The sequence below is a fragment of the Streptomyces sp. NPDC049627 genome (genome assembly GCF_044465645.1).
Lineage (GTDB): Bacteria > Actinomycetota > Actinomycetes > Streptomycetales > Streptomycetaceae > Streptomyces.
Map to the genome: position 1 here is coordinate 101,168 of NZ_JBITLW010000009.1, position 24,444 is coordinate 125,611.

Annotated in this window: 16 protein-coding genes and 1 pseudogene; 9 read left to right on the plus strand and 8 right to left on the minus strand. The window is 70.1% G+C overall.

Annotated elements, in window-relative coordinates; genetic code table 11:
- The first annotated feature begins 29 nt into the window (after positions 1–29).
- Together ACIBU0_RS24760 and ACIBU0_RS24765 are read left to right on the plus strand one after the other, a co-directional pair.
- Positions 30–1,919, plus strand: coding sequence for an exo-alpha-sialidase (locus ACIBU0_RS24760; RefSeq protein ID WP_398821890.1), 1,890 nt, complete (start codon positions 30–32; stop codon positions 1,917–1,919).
- A 19-nt stretch (positions 1,920–1,938) separates the two neighbouring features.
- Positions 1,939–3,174: a DUF4185 domain-containing protein gene (locus ACIBU0_RS24765; RefSeq protein ID WP_398821892.1), complete on the plus strand. Its 1,236-nt coding sequence runs from the start codon at positions 1,939–1,941 to the stop codon at positions 3,172–3,174.
- Here the strand turns inward: ACIBU0_RS24765 and ACIBU0_RS24770 are convergent.
- Positions 3,110–4,150: a bile acid:sodium symporter family protein gene (locus tag ACIBU0_RS24770; protein ID WP_398821894.1), complete on the minus strand. Its 1,041-nt coding sequence runs from the start codon at positions 4,148–4,150 to the stop codon at positions 3,110–3,112. The genes ACIBU0_RS24765 and ACIBU0_RS24770 overlap by 65 nt on opposite strands.
- A gap of 192 nt (positions 4,151–4,342) precedes the next feature.
- Here ACIBU0_RS24770 and ACIBU0_RS24775 point away from each other — a divergent pair, with 192 nt between their 5' ends.
- Entirely contained in the window at positions 4,343–5,206 is an 864-nt protein-coding gene (locus ACIBU0_RS24775) for a LysR substrate-binding domain-containing protein (RefSeq protein ID WP_398821896.1), read from the plus strand.
- A gap of 70 nt (positions 5,207–5,276) precedes the next feature.
- Here the strand turns inward: ACIBU0_RS24775 and ACIBU0_RS24780 are convergent, their stop codons facing one another.
- A complete protein-coding gene (locus tag ACIBU0_RS24780) occupies positions 5,277–6,257 on the minus strand; it encodes an Lrp/AsnC family transcriptional regulator (protein ID WP_398821898.1) in 981 nt (326 codons plus the stop codon).
- Positions 6,258–6,370: 113 nt separating this feature from the next.
- Between ACIBU0_RS24780 and ACIBU0_RS24785 the strand changes: the two are divergent.
- From ACIBU0_RS24785 to ACIBU0_RS24795, 3 genes and pseudogenes are all read left to right on the plus strand, one after another.
- Positions 6,371–7,871 (plus strand): annotated as a pseudogene (locus ACIBU0_RS24785) (MFS transporter).
- Positions 7,872–8,118: 247 nt separating this feature from the next.
- Positions 8,119–9,945, plus strand: coding sequence for an AMP-dependent synthetase/ligase (locus tag ACIBU0_RS24790; protein ID WP_398821900.1), 1,827 nt, complete (start codon positions 8,119–8,121; stop codon positions 9,943–9,945).
- 126 nt (positions 9,946–10,071) lie between these two features.
- A complete protein-coding gene (locus tag ACIBU0_RS24795; RefSeq protein ID WP_398821902.1) occupies positions 10,072–10,908 on the plus strand; it encodes an aldo/keto reductase in 837 nt (278 codons plus the stop codon).
- A gap of 71 nt (positions 10,909–10,979) precedes the next feature.
- Here the strand turns inward: ACIBU0_RS24795 and ACIBU0_RS24800 are convergent, their stop codons facing one another.
- Complete coding sequence (locus tag ACIBU0_RS24800) at positions 10,980–11,591, minus strand: hypothetical protein (RefSeq protein ID WP_398821904.1); 612 nt, start codon at positions 11,589–11,591, stop codon at positions 10,980–10,982.
- 198 nt (positions 11,592–11,789) lie between these two features.
- Between ACIBU0_RS24800 and ACIBU0_RS24805 the strand changes: the two genes are divergently transcribed.
- The gene (locus ACIBU0_RS24805) at positions 11,790–12,485 is read left to right on the plus strand and encodes a glycoside hydrolase family 75 protein (RefSeq protein WP_398821906.1); all 696 of its coding nucleotides are present in this window, start codon (positions 11,790–11,792) and stop codon (positions 12,483–12,485) included.
- Between the two features lie 13 nt (positions 12,486–12,498).
- Here ACIBU0_RS24805 and ACIBU0_RS24810 read toward each other — a convergent pair whose 3' ends face one another.
- The 4 genes from ACIBU0_RS24810 to ACIBU0_RS24825 form a co-directional block, all read right to left on the minus strand.
- Positions 12,499–13,215: an SDR family oxidoreductase gene (locus ACIBU0_RS24810; RefSeq protein ID WP_398821908.1), complete on the minus strand. Its 717-nt coding sequence runs from the start codon at positions 13,213–13,215 to the stop codon at positions 12,499–12,501.
- An 83-nt stretch (positions 13,216–13,298) separates the two neighbouring features.
- Complete coding sequence (locus tag ACIBU0_RS24815; RefSeq protein WP_398821910.1) at positions 13,299–14,189, minus strand: class I SAM-dependent methyltransferase; 891 nt, start codon at positions 14,187–14,189, stop codon at positions 13,299–13,301.
- 199 nt (positions 14,190–14,388) lie between these two features.
- Positions 14,389–16,107 carry a glycoside hydrolase family 6 protein gene (locus tag ACIBU0_RS24820; RefSeq protein ID WP_398821912.1) on the minus strand — a complete coding sequence of 573 codons (1,719 nt, stop codon included), beginning with the start codon at positions 16,105–16,107 and terminating at the stop codon, positions 14,389–14,391.
- A 13-nt stretch (positions 16,108–16,120) separates the two neighbouring features.
- The gene (locus tag ACIBU0_RS24825) at positions 16,121–17,599 is read right to left on the minus strand and encodes a cellulose binding domain-containing protein (RefSeq protein ID WP_398821914.1); all 1,479 of its coding nucleotides are present in this window, start codon (positions 17,597–17,599) and stop codon (positions 16,121–16,123) included.
- A gap of 251 nt (positions 17,600–17,850) precedes the next feature.
- Between ACIBU0_RS24825 and ACIBU0_RS24830 the strand changes: the two genes are divergently transcribed.
- Together ACIBU0_RS24830 and ACIBU0_RS24835 are read left to right on the plus strand one after the other, a co-directional pair.
- Entirely contained in the window at positions 17,851–20,766 is a 2,916-nt protein-coding gene (locus tag ACIBU0_RS24830) for a glycoside hydrolase family 48 protein (protein WP_398821916.1), read from the plus strand.
- 236 nt (positions 20,767–21,002) lie between these two features.
- Positions 21,003–23,669: a cellulose binding domain-containing protein gene (locus ACIBU0_RS24835; RefSeq protein WP_398821918.1), complete on the plus strand. Its 2,667-nt coding sequence runs from the start codon at positions 21,003–21,005 to the stop codon at positions 23,667–23,669.
- A 48-nt stretch (positions 23,670–23,717) separates the two neighbouring features.
- On the opposite strand, the gene ACIBU0_RS24840 is transcribed toward ACIBU0_RS24835, so the two are convergent.
- Positions 23,718–24,320: a DUF4352 domain-containing protein gene (locus ACIBU0_RS24840; RefSeq protein WP_398821920.1), complete on the minus strand. Its 603-nt coding sequence runs from the start codon at positions 24,318–24,320 to the stop codon at positions 23,718–23,720.
- Positions 24,321–24,444: the final 124 nt, after the last annotated feature.

A 24,444-nucleotide genomic window follows, 5' to 3' on the forward strand; every position in this document is an offset into this window, starting at 1 on the left:
TGACCAGACGACGAAGGGCGGGCCGCACCATGCCATCAAGAGTTCGCGCACGTCTCAGAGCTGTTCTCGTTGCGGCCGTCGCCACTTCGGCGACGGCCGCGGCGTTGAGTCCGGCAAGTCCTGCCGATTCCCAACCGAGCGCCCGGACGCCCTTGTTCGAGCAGCAGGTGCTGTTCAGGGCCGATCAGGAGACCGGCTACGCCTGCTTCCGCATCCCCGCGATCGTCAAGAGCAAGGACGGCACGTTGCTGGCGTTCGCCGAGGGGCGGGTACTCAACTGCGGTGACGCCGCCGACATCGACATCGTCCTCAAGCGGTCCACGGACGGCGGCCGCACCTGGGGGCCGCTCCAGGTCGTCAACGACGGCGGCGGCGACACGCACGGCAACCCGGCGCCGGTCGTGGACCGCGAAACCGGCCGCATCCTGCTGGCGGAGACGTACAACACGGGCCGTACGGACAGCGGGAGTTGTTCCGTCCCGTGTGATCGCACCCCGCATCTGCAGTACAGCGACGACGACGGCCGGACCTGGTCCGCACCGCGCGATCTGAGCGACCAGATACTGCCCGCCGACTGGAACTCCTGGTACGCCACCGGTCCCGTGCACGGCATCCAGCTCACCAAGGGCAAGCACGCCGGACGCCTCGTCTTCGGCGTCAACACCGAGACCTGGGACGGCGGTCGGGTCACCGCCAACCATGCCGCGCTCATCGTCAGCGACGACGGCGGCGACACCTGGCGGGCCGGCGCCACCGACTCCTGGCCCATCGCCGCCGCCGACGGCACCTTCCGGCAGAAGCCGTCCGAGGTGACGCTCACCGAGCGTGCGGACGGCACGATCCTCATCAGCGGCCGGGAACAGGACGGCACGGACCTCGGCCACCGCTCCCAGACGTACAGCCGTGACGGCGGCGACAGCTTCACCGGCCCGTTCCGTGGCCTGCCGGACCTCTACACGCCCCAGGTGCAGGGCGCCACGCTGCGGATGGGCAGCCGGATACTGCTGTCCGCCCCCGCCGACCCCGACCGCCGCCGGACCATGATGGTCCGCTCCTCCTACGACAGCGGCGCGACCTGGGAGAGCGTGGACCGCGGCAAGGTCGTCACCACGGACTGGTCGGGCTACTCCGACATGGTGGGCATCGACACGTCCACGGTGGGCCTGATGTACGAGGGCGGCGCCGTCGACGCACGCGACGAGATCCGCTTCGCCCGCTTCAACGAGGCCTGGCTCGGCCCACGCCGCGCCCCCGACCCGACCACCCCCGACCTCGCCCCGAGCGCCCCCCGGGCGACCGTTCTCGGCGGCGCGCACACGACGGACGGCGTGTTCGGCAACGCCCTGGAGTTCGACGGCACCGACGACGCGGTGCGGCTGCCGTACCGCTCCCGACTCCCGCTCGGTACGGGGGAGTTCACGGCATCGCTGTTCTTCCGCTACTCCGCCGCCTCGGGCGAGCAGCCGTTCCTGTGGATGGGCGGGATCGGCAGCACCCAGCCGCAGATCTGGCTGCGCGGCGAGCCCGACAACGACCGGGTGCGCGCCCTGATCACCACCCGGGAAGGGTTCCGGACCGTGCGCACCGCGGCCGTGTGGTTCAACGGCGCCCGCAACGACGGGCAGTGGCACCACCTGGCCCTGCGGCGGGGCGGCGGGCAGCTGACGCTCTTCCTGGACGGCGAGGCGATCAGCACCGCTGACGTGGCGGGCTCGGTCAGCCGCAACTCGCCGTTCGGAGTGCACGTCGGCCAGCGCATGGACAGCCGGGCCTTTTTCACCGGCGCGATCGACGACGTCCACGTGTGGAACCGGGCGCTCGGCGACGCCGAGGTCAAGGCCGCGGCACAGGTCACCGGCCGCAGGACTTCGGCCACCGGCGACACCGTCCTGTGGCTGCCCATGGACCAGGTGCGCTGAGGCCACTAACGTCCCTGCCGTGCCCGACGACGCACGAGCACGGCAGCGCACCGGAGCCGGCCTCGGACTCCTGCTGGCCCTGGTGCTGGCGGCCGTGCTGCTCACCGCCCTCCCGGACGACGGCGAACGGGAGGGCGGTGACGCGTGCGCACCGCGGAGGGTCGCGTCCTGGTCGGCCGACGCCGGTCTCACCGCCGAGTTCGCCCGCTACGGCGACGACCCCGCCCGCAGCGACGACTGGACCGGCGGGGACGGCACGCACTCGGTGCGGCTGCCGGACGGGCGCCTGCTGTGGCTGTTCTCGGACACCTACCTGGGCCGGGTGCACCCCCCGCCCAACCCCTACGGCGAGTCCTCCACCTGGCGGGAGGCGACCGCCCCCCTGGTGCGCAACTCGGCGGTCGTCATGCGCGACGGACGCCTGGAGAGCACCCTGCCCGCCCCACTCTTTCCCGACCCAGCCCCGAACCAGTGGCGCTGGCCGGTCGCGGCCCGCGTCGAGCCCCGCTCCCCCGGCTCCTCCGAGCAGGTCGTCCGGGTGCTGCTGTGGGTGCGCACGGCCGGGCAGGCCCCCTGGATCTACGGTGTGCCGACGGCTACCGAGGTAGCCACTCTCTCGCTGCCCGACCTGCGGGTGGAGTCGGTGCAGAAGGTTCTCGACCAGCAGCTCGTGCCCGATCCCTCCCGGCGGGTCCTGTTCGGCACGACGCTGGTCGAGGAGGGAGGCTGGACGTACGTCTTCGGGGGTGACGACCGCCAGGCCGCGTCGCAGCCCGCCTCGCGGGCGTACGTCGCGCGTGTGCCGGAGGGCAGGCTCGCCGAGCCCGGAGCCTGGCAGTACTGGAACGGCTCCGCTTGGGCCGGGGCGGGCGCCCGGCCGCGTGCGGTGCTGGGGGACGGGCAGCGCACCGGAGTGGGCAGCGCGTTCTCGGTGGTGCGGACGCACGGGACGTACGTGCTGTTCACGATGGCCGCGGGGACCGAGGGGCTGACGACCGTGACGTCGTACTGGGCCTGCTCCCCCACCGGTCCCTGGCACGGGCCGACGAAGGACTTCAGCCCGTCGCTGCCGCGGGGCGGGCAGGTCGCCGCCTACAACCCGCAGGCCCACCCCGAGCTGAGCGACGACGGACGCCTCGTCCTGAGCTACGACGTCAACTGGCTGGAGACGGCCGGCGCCGCGGCGCAGCTCAACCGGAACGTGTCCCTGTACCGACCGCGGTTCGTGACGCTTCGGCTGGCGCCTGCGCGGTGACCGGGTCGGGGGCGCCCCCTTCGGCGTCGCGGGCCTCGGCGTCGCGGGAGCGGCGCTTGGCGATGACCGCGCACACCATCAGCTGCATCTGGTGGAAGAGCATCAACGGCAGCACGGCCAGCGAGGCGTGCGCGCCGAACAGGACGCTCGCCATGGGCAGACCGGAGGCGAGCGACTTCTTGGAGCCGGCGAACTGGATCGCGATGCGGTCCTCGCGGCCGAAGCGCAGCGCCTTGGCGCCGTACCAGGTCAGGGCGAGCATCACGGCCAGCAGCACGGCCTCGACGGCGAGCAGACCGGCCAGCCGGACCGGGCTCACCTGGTGCCAGATGCCCTGGACCATGCCCTCACTGAACGCGGTGTAGACGACCAGCAGGATCGAGCCGCGGTCCACGAGCCCGAGGGCCTTCTTGTGCCGGGCGACGAAGGCGCCGATCCAGCGGCGCAGCACCTGCCCGGCGAGGAACGGCACCAGCAGCTGCAGCACGATCTTCAGCACCGAGTCGGCGGAGAAGCCGCCCCCGCTGCCGCCCAGGAGGGAGGCCGCGAGCAGCGGGGTGACGACGATGCCGACGAGTGAGGAGAAGGAGCCCGCGCAGATCGCGGCGGGCACGTTGCCGCGGGCCATCGAGGTGAAGGCGATCGACGACTGGATGGTGGACGGGACGAGGGTGAGGAAGAGCAGGCCCTGGTAGAGCGGATGGGTCAGGAACACCGGGACCAGACCGCGGGCGGCCAGACCCAGCAGCGGGAAGACGACGAAGGTGCAGGCCAGCACCGTGACGTGGAGCCGCCAGTGCTTCAGCCCGTCCACCGCCTCACGGGTGGACAGCCGGGCGCCGTAGAGGAAGAACAGGAAGGCGATCGCGGCCGTGGAGGCACCGGACGCCACGTCGGAGGCCGTCCCGCGCGCCGGGAAGAGGGCCGCGAGGCCCACGGTCCCGAGCAGCAGCAGGATGTACGGGTCGATCGGCATCCAACGGGGCCATTGCAGGCGTTTCACTGTGCTCCACTACTTCGCTGTCGTTCGTTGTCGCATCGCTGAACTTCCGGCTGAGGGCACGGACGTGCCCTCTCCATCGTCCTCCGGCGACCAGCGATCGGGAATCCGGCATACCACTCTGACTGTCATCACGTTTCGCGATGACCGCGGGGTAGTCTGGCGGGCGTGTACGACCCGTCCCATCTGCGTACGTTCCTCGCGGTGGCCCAGACGCTGAGCTTCACCCAGGCCGCCCGGCGGCTCGGTCTGCGCCAGTCGACCGTCAGCCAGCACGTACGGCGTCTGGAGGACGCCACCGGGCGGCCGCTGTTCAGCCGGGACACGCACTCCGTGGAGCTGACCGAGGACGGTGAGGCGATGCTCGGCTTCGCCCGCCGGATCCTGGACGTGCACGAGCAGGCGACGGCGTTCTTCACCGGCACTCGGCTGCGCGGCCGGCTCCGCTTCGGCGCCTCCGAGGACTTCGTCCTGACCCGTCTGCCGGAGATCCTGGAGGGCTTCCGCTACGACCACCCCGAGGTCGACCTGGAGCTGACGGTCGAGCTCTCGGGCACCCTGCACGAGCAGCTGGCCGCCGGGAAGCTCGACCTGGTACTGGCCAAGCGGCGGCCCGAGGATCCCCGGGGCGAGCTGGTGTGGCACGACCGGCTGGTGTGGATCGGCGCGGAGAGGCTCCGCCCGGAGGCGGAACGTCCGGTGCCGTTGATTGTCTATCCGCCGCCGGGCATCACACGGGCGCTTGCACTGGAGGCGCTGGAGCGGCAGGGACGCGAGTGGCGGATCGTGTGCACGAGCGGCAGCCTCAACGGGCTGATCGCGGCGGCTCGGGCGGGGCTCGGGGTGATGGCGCACTCCCGGGGGCTCATCCCGCCGGGGCTGGCGCGAGTGCCCGAGCGGTTCGGGCTGCCGGAACTGGGGCGGGTGGACTTCGTACTGGTCCACGGTCGGCGCCATACGGCCGCACAGGGTGCTGCGGACGCGCTGGCAGCGGCGATTTTGGCGGGGGGCGACCGATTGCACCGGCGCTAGAAGCGCCCTCAAGGGGTGCGGGGAACCGCGCGACCAGCCACGACCGTGCCCGCAGCGGATCGACAAGCTGTTACCTCGACGAACGCTGATACGTCAGCTGCTTCACCCGCCGCAGGAACACCGACGACTCCACATGCTGCACCCCCTCCAACCGGCCCAGCGGCCCGCTGAGGTAGGCGTAAAGGTGCGCCGCGTCCCGCACCACCGCCGTCGCCACGATGCTGCACGGCCCCGCCGTCGCCGCGGCGTGGGCGATCTCGTCGTGCTTGGCCAGGGCCTCCCCCACGGAGTGCAGCGCGGCCGGGGTGGTGGTGATCCACAGGACGGCGGCGACGGGGTAGCCGATGGTCTCCGAGTGGTACTCCACGTCCATGTACACGGCGCCCGACGCGAGCAGCGCGGCGAGGCGGCGCTTGACCGAGGACTCGGAGCGGCCGGTGGCGCGCTGGAGTTCCGGGTAGGTGGCGCGTCCGTCGCGTTCCAGGGCGGCCACCAGAGGCTCGTCCTCCGGGTCGATGCGGGCCGGCCCCGAGGAGGAGACGACGCCGTGCCGCAACGCGGCCTTCTGGTCGTCGGTGAGCACCCTGAACTTGCTGAGCCAGCCCGATGGCCCGCCGTAGAAGCGGTGCAGCATCTGGTGGGCCCGGATCTCCAGGACGCGCGGGGTCCGCGGGAGTTTGCCGAGGAGCAGGTCGTCGCGGTCGGCCGGGCTGCGCGGCCGCGTACCGAAGATGACCTCGGTGCCGCCGGAGGCGATGCCGATCCAGTTGGTGTCGGGCCGTTTCGCGAGCGCGTCCGCGATGGCCTGGGCGCTGTCCGGGACGCAGCGCAGCCGGAGCGTCCACTGGTCCTGCCCCAGGCGTTCGGCGTCGCGTACGGCGACCACCCTGAGGCCGCCCTCGGCGCACAGCCGGCGGTAGCGGCGCGCGACGGTCTGGTCGGAGACGCCGAGCACCTCCCCGAGCCGGGCGAAGGACGCCCGGGCGTTGACCTCGAGCGCGTCGAGCAGTTGCAGATCGAGCTCGTCGAAGATGTCGGATTCCATCTCCATGGCGGCGCCCCCTGTCGGATCTCCGCGACCAGACGCCCGATACGGCTGTGATCGGCCGCGCGGCGGCCATCGTACGCAGGCATACGCATCCCACACAGGAGGACGGAGAGGACATGCGCACATGGGGGCCGCTCACGGCGGTGTGCCTGGGCACGTTCATGTTGTTGCTCGACGTGACGATCGCGATCGTCGCGCTGCCGGACATGGCACGGGCGCTGGACGCGTCGCTGAGCGATCTGCAGTGGGTGATGGACGGGTACGCGCTGGCGCTGGCGGCGCTGCTGCTCGGGGTGGGGGCCGCGGCCGACGTGCTGGGGCGGCGGCGCGTCAATGTCGCCGGTGTCGTCGTCTTCGCGGGGGCTTCGCTGCTGTGCGGGCTCGCGACCGGGCCGGGGATCCTGGTCGCCGCCCGGGTGCTGCAGGGCGTCGGCGCGGCGGCCATGTTCGCCACGACGCTGCCGCTGCTCGGCTCCGTCTACCAGGGCAGGCGGCGCTCGATCGCGCTCGGCGTGTGGAGTGCGGTCAACGGGGCGGCGGCCGCGGTGGGACCGATCGTCGGCGGGCTGCTCACCGAGGGGCCGGGCTGGCGGTGGATCTTCTACGTCAATCTGCCGGTGAGCGTGGCCGCGGTGTGGCTGACGCTGCGCGTCGTGCCGGAGTCGCGGGGTGCGGGCGGGCGCCGGGTCGACTGGGCGGGCACGGTGACGTTCGCGGCGTTCGCGGGGGCCGTGACGTACGGGGCGGTGCGGGCCGGGAGTCACGGGTGGAGCGCGACGGGGACCCTGGTGTGGTTCGCGGGGGCTGCCGCGGCCCTGGTCTGCTTCGTCGCCGTGGAGCGGCGGGTCGCCGATCCGCTGCTGGACCTGCGGCTGTTTCTGCGACCCGCGTTCTGCGGTGTGACGGTGGGGGCGCTTGCCGTCAACGCGGCGGCGTTCGCGGCCATGGCGTACACCTCGATCTGGCTGCAGAGCGTGCTGGGGATGAGTCCGGTGCGCGGCGGTGCGGTCTTCCTGTGGCTTGTCGCTCGCGGCGTTCACGGTCGCGGCGGTCGGCGGGCGGCTGCTGCACGGGGTGCCGGCGCGGTTCACCGTCGGGGGCGGGCTGCTGCTGATCGGCGCCGGCCAGTACTGCATGGCCGTCCTGGACGCCGGGTCGACGGCGGGCGCCCTGATACCGGGGCTGGTGCTGGTGGGCGTCGGTGTGGGGCTGGTGTCGCCCGGCATCGCGGGCGCCGCGCTGGCCGCCGTACCGCAGGAGCGGTCGGGCATGGCGGGCGGTGCGGTGAACACCTTCCAGCAGCTCGGGTACGCGCTCGGCATCGCGCTGTGCGGCACGGTGCTCACCTCGCGGATGGGGGACACGCTGCCGCAGGAGGCGGCCCATGTCCTGGCCGGCGGCGGCGCCGGTGCGCTGCGGAGGGTGTTCGGCGAGGAGACGTTGCGTGCCGCCTTCGCCGACGGTCTGAATTCGGTCGCGGTGACTGCGGGCTCGACGGGCATCGCGGCCGGGGTTGTGGTGCTTGGCCTGGTCAGGAGGCCGCCCGCGAAGCGGACCGGAGTGACGGATTCGGCCACGCGGACGCTGACAGAAGAGACGACGGCGCACCGCGGATGACATGATCGACGGGGTCTGCGGCGCGTAATCGGGTCGTACAGATTCGGTGGAGATTACGGGTCCGAAACTTACTCAACCGTCAGTTTTCTGTCCGACCCTTCCCCATGTGAGCGCATTTTCCGGCGCTGACCAGTGCATACCTGAGCACCCGTCGATTTCCGGCCCCCTCCCGCCTCACCGGCGGGTGGGGTAGCTTTCACGGCGCTGAGCGGAGCGTCAGCGAGGCAATCGGAGCGGGGAGCGGGGTTTGCGCGAGTTCACCAACCCTCCGTTGGCGTTGGCACCGCCCGTGGGCGGCCTGGCCGACGTCGTTTTCGAGCATGCCCAGGAGGATCCGCTGCATGTCGCCCTCGGCCGCAAGGACGAGAGCGGGCAGTGGCGGGACGTCACCGCCGCCGAGTTCCGGGACGAGGTGCTCGCCCTGGCCAAGGGCCTGCTCGCCCGGGGCATCCGGTTCGGCGACCGGGTCGCGATCATGTCCCGCACCCGGTACGAGTGGACGCTCTTCGACTACGCGCTGTGGACCATCGGCGCCCAGGTCGTCCCGATCTATCCGACCTCCTCGGCCGAGCAGTGCTTCTGGACGCTGTACGACGCCGAGTGCTCGGCGGCGATCGTGGAGCACGAGGACCACGCGATGACGATCGCCACCGTCATCGACCGGCTGCCGCGGCTGCACCAGCTGTGGCAGCTGGACTCGGGCGCCGTGCAGGAGCTGTACGACGCCGGCGCCCCCCTCGACGACGAGGTGGTGCACAGGCACCGGCAGGCGGTCACCCCCGACTCGGTGGCGACGATCATCTACACCTCGGGCACGACGGGGCGCCCCAAGGGCTGTGTCATCTCGCACGGCAACTTCATGTACGAGACGGACACCGTCATCCAGCGCTGGGAGCCGGTGTTCCACTCCAAGAAGGGCGACGAGGCGGCGACCCTGCTGTTCCTGCCGCTCGCGCACGTGTTCGGGCGAATGGTGCAGGTCGCCGCGATCCGCGGCAAGGTCCGGTTCGGCCACCAGCCGCAGATGAACGCGGCCGCCCTGCTGCCGGACCTGGCGGCGTTCAAACCGACGTTCTTCCTCGCCGTGCCGTACATCTTCGAGAAGGTCTTCAACGCCGCCCGCCGCAAGGCCGAGAAGGAGGGCCGGGCCGGCGCCTTCGAGAAGGCCGTCGAGGTCGCCGTGAAGTACGCGGACGCCATGGAGGCCAAGGCGTGGGGCATCGGCCCCGGCCCGTCGGCCGGCCTGCGCATGCAGCACCAGCTCTTCGACAAGCTCGTCTACTCCAAGATGCGGGCCGCGATGGGTGGCCGTATCAAACAGGCGATGACCGGCGGCTCTGCGATGGACCGGCGCCTCGGTCTGTTCTTCGCGGGCGCCGGCGTCCATGTGTACGAGGGATACGGCCTCACCGAGACCACGGCGGCCGCGACCGCCAACCCGCCCTACCGCACCCGCTACGGCACCGTCGGCCAGCCCATCCCGGGCATGACCGTGCACATCGCGGACGACGGCGAGATCTGGCTGCACGGCGCCAACGTCTTCCAGGGCTACCTCAACAACCAGAAGGCGACCGACGAGGCCCTGCACGACGGCTGGCTCGCCACGGGCGACCTGGGCTCGCTCGACGAGGACGGCTACCTCACCATCACCGGCCGCAAGAAGGAGATCCTGGTCACGTCCGGCGGCAAGAGCGTCTCCCCGGGCCTGCTGGAGGAGCGCGTCCGCGACCACCCGCTGGTCGCCCAGTGCATCGTCGTCGGCAACGACCGCCCGTACATCGCGGCGCTGGTCACGCTCGATCAGGAGGCCGTCGAGCACTGGCTGATGATGCGCGACAAACCGCAGATGACACCGGCCCAGCTGGTGCGCGACCCCGACCTGGAGACCGAGGTGCGCCGCGCGGTCGTCGCCGCCAACACCCTTGTGTCCCAGGCCGAGTCGATCCGTACGTTCCGTATCCTCGCCCAGCCGTTCACCGAGGAGCACGGGCTGCTCACGCCGTCACTGAAGTTGAAGCGCAAGGCGATCGAGAACGCCTACGCGGGCGAGGTCGAGGCGCTGTACCAGGCCTGAGGCCGGCCCTTCGGTCCTGCGGCCTGTTTCCGTCGCGGCGGATTCTCCGGTCAGGAATGCATCACGGCTCGTGATCGTTGACGATGGTGAGTACCACCTGACGACAACCGTAAGGATCAAGAGCTCGTGAGCAGCAAGGTCCCCCCGATCATCCTCAACAACGGCGTCGAGATGCCCCAGCTGGGCTTCGGCGTCTGGCAGGTGCCGGACGACGAGGCGGAGCAGGCGGTCACCACGGCGCTGGAGGCCGGGTACCGCAGCATCGACACAGCGGCGATCTACGGCAATGAAGAGGGCACCGGCAAGGCCATCGCGGCCTCCGGCCTCCCCCGCGAGGACGTCTTCGTCACCACCAAGCTGTGGAACAGCGAGCAGGGGTACGACTCCACGCTGCGCGCCTTCGACGCCTCGCTGGACAAGCTCGGCCTGGACTATGTGGACCTGTACCTGATCCACTGGCCCACCCCGTCCCGCGACCTGTACGTCGACACGTACAAGGCGTTCGAGAAGCTCCACGCCGACGGCCGGATCAAGGCGATCGGTGTCTCCAACTTCCTTCCGGAGCACCTTCAGCGGCTCATCGCCGAGACGTCGGTGATCCCTGCGGTCAACCAGATCGAGCTGCACCCGCACCTGCAGCAGCACGCGTCCCGCGAGTACCACGCGCAGCAGGGCATCGCCACCGAGGCCTGGTCGCCGCTCGGCTCCGGCAAGGGCCTGCTGGAGGTCCCGGCGATCGTCGCCATCGCGCAGAAGCACGGCCGCACCCCGGCCCAGATCGTGCTGCGCTGGCACCTCCAGCTGGGCAACATCGTGATCCCGAAGTCCGTGACGCCGTCGCGGATCAAGGAGAACATCGAGGTGTTCGACTTCAGCCTGGACACCGAGGACCTGGCGGCGATCAGCGCGCTGAACGAGGACCGGCGCCTCGGCCCGGACCCGGCCGCGTTCGACATGGCCTGAGCCCCTCCGGTACGGCCGTCCCGCCCGCCGCTCGCCTGCGTGAGCGGCGGGCGGGACGCGTGCAGGCGGCCTCAGTCGCCGCGTACGTCGCTGAAGACGATCTCGAACTCCTCCAGCCCGGTCACGGTCACATGCGCCTTGGCGGCACCTTCATGCCGGGCCGCGGCCTGGCCGGCCCGGGATGCCGCCAGGGAGGCCTGGTCGACGAAGGTGACCCCGACCAGCCCGCGCCCCCGCTCCCGGTCGACGAGCAGAACCGCCCTGGCCAGCCCCGAGAACGTCTCCAACTTGGGAACCACCGTCCCCCGGAACGTGTCGGCGAGCAGGTCCGCGTCCATGGGGTCCAGCTCCAGCCTGGTGAGGCGCAGTCCGCCTCCCGCCTGTGGCTGCTGGGCCTGGTGGAAGACCAAGGCCTCGTAGTTGTCGACCGCCAGGGTCCCCGCGAACGGCTCCAGCATCGCCGCCCGCCGCTCCCGCAGTACCTCGTCGCTGTTGCGCCGGGCCTCCTCCGTCTCCCACCAGCTCGCCGCCAGCAGCTTTCCGAGTGTCCGGTCCGCGAAGACACTTGCCCCGCGGTAGCCCGGCCGGTCCTCCAGCAGGTCCCGCCCCTCCGTGTTCATTGCCCTGATGGCCGTGTCGATCTTCGTGGGATCGCCGGTCGCGTAAACGGCGCGTACGAACATGACACCTCCCAGGAGCCGATCGCATATCCGAAATCTTCGGCACGTCCAGTGTTCTACCGAGGTCATGGCGCCGCAATCAGCGCAGAATCCCCGAGGTCACGCCGCGGGTCACGCCAGAGGTCTTGACGAGTCCATGCAAAGAGGGCCACCTTGTACGGCACCTGATAGGAAACTTTCCTAATAGAAGGGTCCCCCACAGTGCGCATCCGAACACTGACCCTCGCCGCGGCCTCCGGCGCAGCGCTGCTCGCCGCCGGGCTGCTCCCCACGAGCGCCTCCGGCACCACCGGCCCGACGTCCGCGCGGGAAGGCTCGGTCGGCGCGGCCGAGCTGCTCGCGAAGGTGACGTCCTGCTCGCAGATCTCGAACGGCAAGTACCGCACCGACGAGGAGACCTCGGCCACCGTTCCCGTGTGCGGCAAGAACGGCGCGGTCTTCTGGAAGGCCGACATGGACATCGACTGCGACGGCCGGCGCACCGACAAGTGCAACGAGAACACCGACCCCTGGTTCCAGGACGACACGGCGTTCCACCAGTCCGACGGCAGGCCCCTGCGGGCGGACTCCCTGCCCTACGTCGTCGTACCCAGCTCCAGCGGCATCTGGAACTACGCGGGCGCGGGCATCAAGGGCGGCGGCGTGGTCGCCGTCGTCTACGACAACAAGGTCCAGTACGCCGTCGTCGGCGACACCGGACCCTCGAAGATCATCGGCGAGGCGTCGTACGCCACCGCCCAGGCCCTCGGCATCGATCCCGACCCGGCCAGCGGCGGCACGGACTCCGGCGTCACCTACATCCTCTTCAAGAACTCCCAGGTCTCCCCCATCGAGAGCCACGGCGCGGCGGTCTCGCTGGGAGAGCGGCTGGCGAAGGAGTTCATCCGTAACAACTAGCCGAAGCTGTACGTCAGTTGGGCTGTCCGAGCGGCCGTACGACGACGGTGTTGACGTCGACGCCGTGGGGCTGCCGGATGGCCCACACGACCGAGTCGGCGATCTGGTCGGCGGTCAGCAGGTGCCCCGGCGGCAGGCTGCCGTAGCTGTCCCAGAAGGGGGTCTCCACGCGGCCCGGCGCGATGTGGGTCACGCCCACCCCCCACTCGGTGACCTGCCGCCGGGTGTTCTCGGCGAGCCCGGTCACCGCCCACTTCGTCGCCCCGTAGAGGTTGCCCGGCCCCGGTACGAAGCCGGCGACGCTGCCCACCAGCACGATCCGGCCGCGGGTCTCGTTGAGGGCGTCGATCGAGGCGCGGATCAGCAGGGCCGGGCCGAGGACGTTGGTCAGCACCATCTCGGTCCAGCCGGAAGGGTCGCCCTCGGCGACCGTGTCGTGGGTGGCGAAACCGGCGTTGGCGACGACCGTGTCCAGCCGCCCGAAGGCCTTGAGTGTCGTGTCGACGGCCGCCTGGACGTCCCCGTACTCGGCCGCGCTGCCGACGACCGTCAGCAGGCCGTCCGGATTCCCGAGTTCCTCGGCGAAGCCCCGCAACCGCGCCTCGCCGCGGCCGGTGACGGTGACCCGGTGTCCCGCGTCCAGCAACTGCCGCGCGACCGCGGCGCCGATGCCGCTGCCGCCACCGGTGATGAGTGCGACCGGAGAGTCGGTCGCGAATGAGCCCGTCATGGTGATCCCCCTGTGTTTCGTTCGGACGACGGGGAGTCCATCACTTGAAGAGCTCTCGAAGTCAAGTCCCGCCGGCGGAGCGGCTATGTGCGCACCGCCGTGTACACCGTCTGCGCCGCCAGCACGAACACATCCGGCCGGTGGTACACGCTCCCCTTGTCGTCAGGATCCAGGAGCCGGTCGAGCGTCTCCCGGTCCTCAGCGTCGAGTTGGTCCCCCATGCCCTCGCGGACGCGCGTCAGCGACGCGGCGACGTAAGCACGGGCCCGGTCCGTGGTCGGGGCCGGCAGATCCAGCAGGAAGGTACGGGTGCCGCTCGGCCGGAGGCCCGCCGCGGTGAGCAGCGCGGGCCAGTCCTCGGTCTCGGCGACGGAGCCGGGCAGGTCCGCCCGCATCGCCGCGAACCACTCCTCCTCCAGGACGTCGAGACGGGCCTGCAGCCCGGGCCGCCCGAAGCCGAGGTCGCGGGGCAGGAACCGGGCCGGGAGGCCGCCCTCCTGCAGCGCGAGCGTGCCGCCGCGCGTGAGGCGTGCGGCGAAGGCCGCGAGGGCGCTGCGCTGGTCACCCAGGTGGTGCAGGCTGCGGCTCGCCCACAGCAGATCGGCGGGGTAGTCCAAGTCGTCCAGTACGTCCGGAAGTTCACCGGTGAGGGTGCTGAAGCGGTCGGCGACGCCGAGCCGCTCGGCCCGGGCCCGGGCGCGTTCGAGCAGCGGCCCGGAACCGTCGACGGCGACGATTCGCGCGCCCGGGAAGGTGTCCGCGAGCAGACAGGCGAAGACTCCGGGTCCGCTGCCCGCGTCGACGATCAGCCCCGGCTCCGTCTGTCGTTTGGCCAGCCAGGCCAGGGCGTGCTCGTACAGGGGCGTGAACAGCTCCGCCTGCGCCTCCAGCAGCGGGGCCATCTCGTTCCAGTCGATGTCGGAGTGATCGTGGTGACGGTGGTGCCGGTGATCCCGGTGGTTGTCGTGCGCCATGGTGGTCAGCCTCTCGTCCGGATGCCGCCAGCGTGCGCCGACGCACCGCCGTGGGGCCACTGTCCTTGCCGTAGCGGCAAAAGCGGAGCAGTGAAACGGCGGAGCGGTGAAGAGGGGGACCACTCGGCGGTGGGGGTCGCGACCCGCCGGGCCCGGCCCGGGAGGAGGGGCCGGGACCGGCGGGCGCGGATTGAGGGGGTCAGGACAACGGCGGGTACGCGTTCTGCATCAGCTGCTGGAACTGGGCGGAGAACCAGTGGCCGGACAGCGGGGCGTTCGGCAGGGCCCCGGACATGTTGTTGTTGTTGCGCGGGTTGCCCGTGTACGTCGGGTCGCACATCCGGTCGAAGCCCTTGCCCTCGTCGTTCGGGATGGCGCTGCTGGCGCCGTCCGACTCACCCGGGGGCTTGATCCACACGTAGGCGTCGATCCCGGCCGCCGGGCTGGCCTGCGGACGCTCGCCGAGGCCGGCGCCGGACTGGTTGCACCAGTTGCCGGTGTTGATGCGCCGGTCGATGCGACCGCCGTTGACGTAGGTGTCCACGTCCGTCATGGCGCCCGGACCGGTCGGCCGGGCGCTGCCGCCCCAGCCGTTGCGGGAGGTGTCGATCAGCATGCCGACGCCCGAGGGGAAGCCCTGGTTCACGGCCTCCGCCCGGAAGGCCTGGGCGTAGGAGAGCTCGTCGACGTAGCGGTTCCAGTCCACCCACTTCGACTCGCGCACGGACTTGCCGTTCACGGAGTCGTTGATGGTGAAGTACTGCTCCTTGAGCGCGCTGTAGTTGGCGGTGTTGGTGATGAAGCCGGCCACGTCGTTGACCGTGGCGCCCTCGGCGGTCGCCGCCTGCTTGATCGTCTGGATGCTCGGCTTGAAGTTGTCGTCCCAGCCGAGCCAGCCGTGGTGCCCGGCGTCCACGTAGTTGTAGACGTTGGGGACGTCACCGAGCTTGTTCAGCGCGTAGCCGACACCCTTGATGTAGTTGCCGTTGGCCTTCATCGTGTCGCAGTTCGGGGTGGCGGTGACCCGCGGCGAGACGTTGGTGACCAGGTTCGGCAGTGAGTCGAGTTCGACCGTGTTGACGATCCGCAGCGAGGCGTACTTGGGATCGGCGAGGATCGCGGCGATCGGGTCGATGTACTGCGTCTTGTACTTGTCGATCTCCGTCGGCCCGAGCTCACCGTTGGAGGCGAGCGCGGAGCAGTCGCGGCCCGGCAGGTTGTAGATCACCAGCTGGACGACGAGCTCGCCGCTGCCCTTCTGCTTCAGGGCCTCGTCGAGGTGGGCGCGCAGGCCCATCTTGCCGCCGGCGCCGTTGATCGCGGCGATCCGGTCCAGCCACACGCCGGTGGGCTGGTTGGCGATGCGGCTGCCGCCCGGCTCGGCGGCGGCGTTGGCGGACCACTCCGGGTTCACGTACACCTTGGCGCCGGAGTAGGGGTTGTCGGCCTTGGGGCCGGTCGGGTCGGGGTCCGGCGGATCCGTGGGGCCGCCGCTGCCGTCGTCGACGTTGCAGGTCACGCCGTCGAGGGTGAAGGTGGCGGGGACGGCGTTGGTGCCGCTGTAGGACGCCTGGAAGCCGAAGCTGACCGAACCGCCGGTCGACAGCGTCCCGTTGTAGGTCTCGTTGGCCGCGGTGACGGCCGTGCCGCTCTGGCTGATCTTCGCGTTCCAGCCGTTGGTCACCTTCTGGTTCCCGGCGTACGACCACTTCACCGACCAGTTCGACTTGGCGGCGCCCTGGTTGGTGACCGTCACGGCGGCGGTGAAGCCGGTGTCCCACTGGTTCTGCACCTTGTAGTCGACGGTGCAGGGCACGGCGGCGGTGCCGATCGCGTCGGGATCCGCGGCGAGCGCGGTCCCCGAGGCCCCGGCGACCAGCGCCGCGGCGGCAAGCATCGCTGTTCTGGTACGACTCATGAGTGGGGGTGTCCTATCCGTCGAGGGCGCGCAGGTGATCGCGCAGCCCGATGCCGTACGACGTGGGGGTTCCGTCGTAGTGCGAGATCAGGGACGGCCCGGACGAGCAGTCCCAGGTGTTCCAGGTCCAGCCGAGGTAGGAGAGGTCGCGCGCGTCGAACCACGTCATCACGCGGTCGACGAAGGAGTGCGAGCAGGTGTTCTCGCCGATCTCCCCGGCCACCAGCGGCACTTGGGCCGCGACGGGGGCGAGCGTGGAGTCCCAGCAGCTCTCGTTCGCGCAGGTGTTGAAGTTGTAGACATGCCAGGCGGCGGCGAGATTGCCCGCCGGGTCGGTGGGCCTGTACGCCGGCCACTGGCTCAGGTCGTTCGAGTACGCGAGCCCGCCGAGCAGGATGAGGTTCGTGGCGCCGGTGTCCCGTACGGTGTCGACGAGATCCTGCATACCGGCGACCTCGTACCCGATGCCGGGACAGGTGCCGCCGTCCCGCCAGCACTGCCACGCCTGGGTGGTCGTGGCGGTCGCGCGGTCGGGGTAGGGCTCGTTGAACAGGTCGAAGACGACGGTGGGGTCGTCCTTGAAGGTGCCGGCCACCGACGCCCAGAAGGCCGGCGCGTACCGCATGTCGGGCATCGGCTTCTGACAGGTGGCGTGCACGTCGGAGCAGCCCGCGGAGTTGCCGGTGTACTGGCCCCAGGACCAGTGGAGTTCGAGCATCGGCGTCATGCCGTGCGCCTTCACCCGGGCCACCAGCTCCTTGACGGCACCGATGTAGTTCGCGCCGCCGTACTCCGGCCTGACGTTGGACAGGCCGAGCCAGCACTCCTCGTTCAGCGGGATGCGCACGGTGTTGGCGTCCCAGTCGGCGATCGCCTCGACCGCGGCGTCGTCGACCGGCCCGTCGAAGATGCCGCGCCCCTGGACGCACATGAACTCGCCCCCGGAACGGTTGACGCCGAGCAGGCGGCGGGTCTTGCCGTCGGCGTCCACGAGCTTGTTCCCCAAGACGTGCAGGGCCGGCACCGTGCCGTCACCGGGACCGTGCGGATCCGTCGGGTCGGTCGGCGTCGGCTCGGTGCCGGCGTTACAGGTCGTGCCGTTGAGCTTGAACACCGCCGGTACGGCGTTGCTCCCCGACGACGAGGCGATGAACCCGGCGCTGACGCTCGCGCCGGTTCCCAGGGAGCCGTTCCAGCTCTCGTTGACCGCGGTCACCGTCGCACCGGACTGGGACCACTTGGCGTTCCAGCCCTGGGTGACCTTCTGGCCGCCCGCGAAGTCGAAACTCAGACTCCAACTGCTCACGGCGGCAGCGTTGTTGGTGATCTCCACGGCACCCTGGAAGCCGCTGTCCCACTGACCGGTGACGGAATACTCCACCGTGCAGGCGGGCGTGGCTCCCTGCGCCGTGACCACCGGCACCGTCACGGCCGCGAGGAGGGCGACCGCGCCGGTGACGGCTAAAAGTACTGAACGCGGGGGGTGTCGCATGAGCGACTCCTTGCAGATCAGGCGCGCCGTGACGGACGCGCCGACTGATGGAATCGCTCCCACTGGTGTCCATGAAGCTAGCGCCAAGTGACGGTAAAGGACAGAGGAGTTGCTGACTTTCCCTCAACCGACGGCGTCGAATCTTTTCGACTCTTCAAGCGTCTTGACCCCTTGCACCCCCATCCCCACTATGGGAGCGCTCCCACTGGTTCAAGCCTTGACTTCTCCGAGCCGCAAGGAGGAACCAGCACGTGCATCCCCCACGCAGACGCAAAGCCGTACGGCGGTTGTGGACGGCCGTCGTCGCGGTCCTGGCGCTTCCTCTCACCATGTTGAGTACGGGTTCGACTACCGCCCAGGCAGCCGCACTTCAGTGCAGTGTCGACTACAAGACCAATGACTGGGGCTCCGGCTTCACCGCGGATCTGACGATCACCAACCGCGGCACGGACGCGATCGACGGCTGGACCCTGACATACGACTACGCGGGCAACCAGAAGCTCAGCAACGGCTGGAACGGCACCTGGTCGCAGTCCGGCCAGGCGATCACCGTGAAGGACGCCGGCTACAACGGGCGGATCGCCGCCGGCGCCGCCGTGTCGACCGGCGCGCAGTTCACCTACAGCGGCACCAACGCCGCCCCCGCGAACTTCGCGATCAACGGCACCAGCTGCACGGGCGCCCACCAACCCCCCATCACCGTGCTGACCAGCCCGGCGGCGGGCGCCGTCTACTCACAGGGCGACGCGGTCCCCCTCGCGGCCACCGCCGCGGCCGCGGACAACGCCACCATCAGCAAGGTCGAGTTCTACGACGACACCACACTGCTGGGCACGGACACGACGGCGCCGTACTCGCTCTCGGTCTCAAGTTTGACCGTGGGCAGTCATTCGCTGCTCGCCAAGGCCTACGACAGCCTGGGCGCGTCCGCGGAGTCGACGCCGGTCGGCATCAGGGTCGCCTCGGGTCCCGCCGTGGTGGCCTCGCCGACGCAACTCCCCGTCCAGCAGGGCAAGACGGCCACGTACGACGTCAAACTGTCGACCCAGCCGTCGGCCGACGTGACCGTCACCACCGCCCGGACGAGCGGCAATTCGGGCCTGTCGGTGACGGGTGGCGCCTCGCTCACCTTCACCCCGTCGAACTGGAACACCGCCCAGAAGGTGACCATCACCGCCGACAGCTCGGGCACCGGCGCGGCGACCTTCGAGTCGACGGCCACCGGCCACGCGAAGGCCTCGGTGACGGTGACCCAGATCGCGGCGACGAAGGCGTACGACGCCCGCTTCCTGGAGCTGTACGGCAAGATCACCAACCCGGCGAACGGCTACTTCTCGCCCGAGGGCATCCCCTACCACTCGGTGGAGACGCTGATCGTCGAGGCTCCGGACCACGGCCACGAGACGACCTCGGAGGCCTACAGCTACCTCCTGTGGCTGCAGGCGATGTACGGCAAGGTGACGGGTGACTGGTCGAAGTTCAACGGGGCCTGGGATCTGATGGAGAAGTACATGATCCCCACCCACGCCGACCAGCCGACGAACTCCTTCTACAACGCCTCCAAGCCGGCGACGTACGCGCCCGAGCTGGACACCCCGAACGAGTACCCGGCGAAGCTCGACACGTCGGTCTCGGTCGGCTCGGATCCGATCGCCGGTGAGCTGAAGAGCGCATACGGTACGGACGATGTCTACGGCATGCACTGGCTGCAGGACGTCGACAACGTCTACGGCTACGGCAACGAGCCCGGCAAGTGCGAGGCGGGCCCGACGGCCACGGGTCCGTCGTACATCAACACCTTCCAGCGCGGCGCGCAGGAGTCGGTGTGGGAGACGGTGCCGCAGCCGACCTGCGACCAGTTCAAGTACGGCGGCAGGAACGGGTACTTGGACCTCTTCACCGGTGACGCCTCGTACGCCAAGCAGTGGAAGTTCACCAACGCCCCGGACGCCGACGCGCGTGCGGTGCAGGCCGCGTACTGGGCCGACAAGTGGGCCGACGAGCAGGGCAAGGGCAGTGCCGTCTCCGCGACGGTCGCCAAGGCCGCGAAGATGGGCGACTACCTGCGGTACGCGATGTACGACAAGTACTTCAAGAAGATCGGCAACTGCGTCGGCCCGTCCACCTGCCCGGCCGGCACGGGCAAGGACGCCTCGGCGTACCTGCTGTCCTGGTACTACGCCTGGGGCGGCGCCACCGACACCTCGGCCGGCTGGGCCTGGCGCATCGGCTCCAGCCACTCCCACAGCGGCTACCAGAACCCCCTGGCCGCCTACGCGCTCAGCTCCTACGCCGACCTGAAGCCCAAGTCGGCGACGGGACAGGCGGACTGGGCCAAGTCGCTCGGGCGGCAGCTGGAGTTCTACCGCTGGCTGCAGTCGAACGAGGGTGCCATCGCGGGCGGTGCCACCAACAGCTGGGCCGGCCGCTACGCGACCCCGCCGGCCGGGAAGTCGACGTTCTACGGCATGTACTACGACGAGCAGCCCGTCTACCACGACCCGCCGTCCAACCAGTGGTTCGGCTTCCAGGCGTGGTCGATGGAGCGGGTCGCCGAGTACTACCAGCAGACGGGGAACGCCTCCGCGAAGGCGATCCTCGACAAGTGGGTCAAGTGGGCGCTGTCCCAGACGACCATCAACCCGGACGGCACCTACCGGATCCCGTCGACGCTCCAGTGGTCGGGCCAGCCCGACACCTGGAACGCGTCAAGTCCCGGCGCCAACAGCGGGCTTCACGTCACCGTCGCCGACTACACCGACGACGTCGGTGTGGCGGCCGCGTACGCCAAGACCCTGACGTACTACGCCGACCGCTCCGGTGACAGCGCTGCCGCGACGACGGCGAAGGCTCTGCTGGACGGCATGTGGAGCAATTACCAGGACAGCCTGGGCATCGCCGTGCCGGAGACCCGCGCCGACTACAACCGCTTCGACGACGCGGTCTACATCCCGAGCGGGTGGACGGGGACGATGCCGAACGGTGACGCGATCAGCTCGGCGTCGACGTTCGAGTCGATCCGCTCCTTCTACAAGAACGACCCGGCCTGGTCGAAGATCGAGGCGTATCTGAAGGGCGGGGCCGTGCCCTCGTTCACCTATCACCGGTTCTGGGCTCAGGCGGACATCGCCTTGGCCATGGGTTCGTACGCGGAGCTTCTCGAATAGTCCCCGCCAAGCGCTCCGCGGGTTGGGCCGTGTTCTGACTGCGGGTCCGTTGTGGCTGGTCGCGCAGTTCCCCGCGCCCCTCAGGGCGCTCCCCCGCACGGCGTTTCCTCGGAACCGCTTGAAAGCTCCGCGTGCGTGGCCTCGTCACCTGACGACGGGGCCAACCACCGGGCGGCCCCCACCCGCACGGGGGCCGCCCGGTCGTCGCGCTTTCCTCTTCCAGGAAGGACCCCACCGTGCGAAGAACCCGCATCCTTACGGCCGTACTGGCGCTCGCCGCAGGCCTCCTCGCGGGCACCCCGCCCGCACTCGCCGCCGGCGATGCCCCGGCCAAGGTGTCGATCGCCGCCGACACCTACACCTGGAAGAACGCCCGCATCGACGGCGGCGGTTTCGTCCCCGGCATCGTCTTCAACCGCAAGGAGAAGAACCTCGCCTACGCCCGTACCGACATCGGCGGCGCCTATCGCTGGCAGCAGTCGTCGAAGACGTGGACGCCGTTGCTGGACTCGGTGGGGTGGGACGACTGGGGGCACACGGGCGTGGTGAGCGTGGCGTCCGACTCCGTCGATCCGAACAAGGTGTACGCGGCCGTCGGGACGTACACCAACGGCTGGGACCCGAAGAACGGCGCGGTCATGCGTTCCTCCGACCGGGGCGCCAGCTGGCAGAAGACGGACCTGCCGTTCAAGCTGGGCGGCAACATGCCCGGCCGTGGGATGGGTGAGCGGCTCGCGGTCGACCCGAACAAGAACAGTGTGCTGTATCTGGGCGCGCCCAGCGGCAAGGGGTTGTGGCGGTCGACGGACTCCGGGGTGACCTGGTCACAGGTCGCCGACTTCCCCAACGTCGGTAATTACGTGCAGGACCCGAGCGACACCAGCGGGTACGCCAGCGACAACCAGGGGATCGTTTGGGTCACCTTCGACGAGTCGACGGGGAGCTCCGGGAACGCGACGAAGACGATCTACGTGGGGGTCGCCGACAAGGACAACGCCGTGTACCGGTCCACGGACGCGGGCGCGACCTGGTCGCGGGTCGCCGGACAGCCGACGGGCTACCTGGCCCACAAGGGCGTGCTGGACGCGGCGAACGGCTATCTCTACCTCGCCTACAGCGACAAGGGCGGCCCGTACGACGGTGGCAAGGGCCGGCTGTGGCGCTACGCGACGGCGACCGGCACCTGGACGGACATCAGCCCGGTGGCGGAGGCCGACACGTACTACGGCTTCAGCGGGCTGACGGTCGACCGGCAGAAGCCCGGCACGGTCATGGCCACGGCGTACAGCTCCTGGTGGCCGGACACGCAGATCTTCCGTTCCACGGACAGCGGCGGCACCTGGACGAAGGCGTGGGAGTACACGTCGTATCCCAACCGCTCGAACCGCTACACGATGGACGTCTCGTCCTCGCCGTGGCTGACGTGGGGCGCGAACCCGTCGCCGCCCGAACAGACACCGAAGCTGGGCTGGATGACCGAGGCGCTGGAGATCGACCCGTTCGACTCGGGACGGATGATGTACGGCACGGGCGCGACGATCTACGGCACCGAGAACCTCACGAACTGGGACAGCGGCAGCCAGTTCACCATCAAACCGATGGTGCAGGGGCTGGAGGAGACGGCGGTCAACGACCTCGCCTCTCCCCCGTCGGGCGCCCCGCTCCTGAGCGCCCTCGGTGATGTGGGCGGCTTCCGGCACACGGACCTCGCCAAGGTGCCGTCGACGATGTTCACGCAGCCGACCTTCACCACGACCACCAGCCTGGACTTCGCCGAGACGAACCCGAACACGGTCGTCCGTGTCGGCAACCTGGACTCCGGCCCGCACGTCGCGTTCTCGACGGACAACGGCGCCAACTGGTTCGCGGGGACCGACCCTTCGGGCGTGAGCGGCGGCGGTACGGTCGCGGCGGCGTCGGACGGCGGCCGGTTCGTGTGGAGCCCCGCCGGTACGGGCGTGCAGTACACGACCGGCTTCGGCACCTCCTGGTCCGCGTCGAGCGGCATCCCGGCGGGGGCGGTCGTCGAATCCGACCGGGTCGACCCGAAGGTCTTCTACGGCTTCAAGTCCGGGAAGTTCTACGTCAGTACGGACGGCGGCGCGACCTTCACCGCGTCCTCGGCGACCGGGCTGCCGAGCGGGGACAGCGTCCGGTTCAAGGCGCTGCCCGGCGCGAAGGGGGACGTGTGGCTGGCGGGCGGCGCGCCGGACGGCGCGTACGGTCTGTGGCACTCGACGGACGGCGGCGCGAGCTTCACGAAACTCTCCGACGTCGAGCAGGCCGACACGATCGGCTTCGGCAAGGCGGCGCCGGGAGCCTCGTACCAGACGCTGTACACCAGCGCGAAGATCGGCGGCGTACGCGGCATCTTCCGGTCGACGGACAAGGGCGCGACCTGGACCCGCATCAACGACGACGCCCACCAGTGGGGTTGGACGGGCGGTGCGATCACGGGTGACCCGCGGGTGTACGGCAGGGTGTACGTCTCCACGAACGGCCGCGGGGTGATCTACGGCGACACCTCCGACACCGGCGGCGGGGGCGGCGGAGGGGGTACGGACCCCACCCCCACCCCGACCGCCGCCTGCACGGTGTCGTACAAGATCACCAACCAGTGGTCGGGCGGCTTCCAGGCGGACGTCCAGCTGGCCAACACCGGCACCGGCGCCTGGAGCGGCTGGTCCCTCGGCTGGACCTTCGCGGACGGCCAGAAGATCACCCAGGCGTGGAACGCCGACCACACCCAGTCGGGCGCGGCGGTGACCGCGAAGAACGTCGGCTGGAACGCCAACGTGGCGGCGGGCTCCTCCGTGAGCTTCGGGTTCACGGGGAGCTGGTCGGGGTCGAACACGAAACCGACGGCTTTCAAGCTGGGCGACCAGAGCTGCACCGTGAGCTGAACGAGCCCGAGGGCGCGTGCCGTCGCCGGTACGCGCCCTCTGTGCTTCCTACAGCTTCCACTCCCCGATCTGCTCGGCGAAGCCGGAGTCCATGCCGAACGTGACGGTGGCCGCCTTCGACGCCTTCGGCACCTCGAAGACGATCCAGCCGAGCGCCTTCCCGCCGGGCTTCAGCCGGACGTCGGACGACATCGACGGGCCGGCCGTGATGTCGGCGATCATGGTCCCGAACTGCTGCCCCTGGTCGTCGGCCATCTTCGCCCCGTTCATGGGAGCGTCGGAGTAGACCTTGGTGCCGGTGTTGACGAGCTGGAACTGCACGCCGATCCACCGGTTGCCGGACTCGGGGGCGAAGAACTCGTCGCTGGACTTGGCGTTGTCGACGACCTTGAGGACGGTGACGTCGAGCTCGCTGCCCGGCTCCATGCCCTTGAGGCCGAGCGTGTCGCCGACCTTGGCGACGTCGGGCGCGGCGCTGCTCTTCTCGGCGGCGGGCTCCTTGTCGCTGCCGCTGTCGGCCTTGGCGGAGGCGGTCGCCTTGGGCTTGTCGACGATCTCGTCGCCCGAGCCGGCGCCACAGGCGGTCAGGGCCATCGCGGCCACGGCGACGGCCGCGGTGGCGGCGAGGCGTATGCGGGTGTGGTGAAGCATGTTCTCCCCAGGTGTTCGGTGGTACGCGTGTGAATGACCTGTGAAGAACCTGCATGGTTGTACGGCTCACCGAAAAAAGTCCGCGCCTTGAAGCAACCTGGCAGCCCGTCATGACGTCAGGGCT

Coding starts and splice junctions, on each gene's coding strand:
- ACIBU0_RS24760 (WP_398821890.1), top strand. CDS start 30: ATGCCATCAAGAGTTCGCGCACGTCTCAGAGCTGTTCTCGTTGCGGCC.
- ACIBU0_RS24770 (WP_398821894.1), bottom strand. CDS start 4,150: ATGCCGATCGACCCGTACATCCTGCTGCTGCTCGGGACCGTGGGCCTC.
- ACIBU0_RS24780 (WP_398821898.1), bottom strand. CDS start 6,257: ATGGAGATGGAATCCGACATCTTCGACGAGCTCGATCTGCAACTGCTC.
- ACIBU0_RS24800 (WP_398821904.1), bottom strand. CDS start 11,591: ATGTTCGTACGCGCCGTTTACGCGACCGGCGATCCCACGAAGATCGAC.
- ACIBU0_RS24810 (WP_398821908.1), bottom strand. CDS start 13,215: ATGACGGGCTCATTCGCGACCGACTCTCCGGTCGCACTCATCACCGGT.
- ACIBU0_RS24815 (WP_398821910.1), bottom strand. CDS start 14,189: ATGGCGCACGACAACCACCGGGATCACCGGCACCACCGTCACCACGAT.
- ACIBU0_RS24820 (WP_398821912.1), bottom strand. CDS start 16,107: ATGAGTCGTACCAGAACAGCGATGCTTGCCGCCGCGGCGCTGGTCGCC.
- ACIBU0_RS24825 (WP_398821914.1), bottom strand. CDS start 17,599: ATGCGACACCCCCCGCGTTCAGTACTTTTAGCCGTCACCGGCGCGGTC.
- ACIBU0_RS24840 (WP_398821920.1), bottom strand. CDS start 24,320: ATGCTTCACCACACCCGCATACGCCTCGCCGCCACCGCGGCCGTCGCC.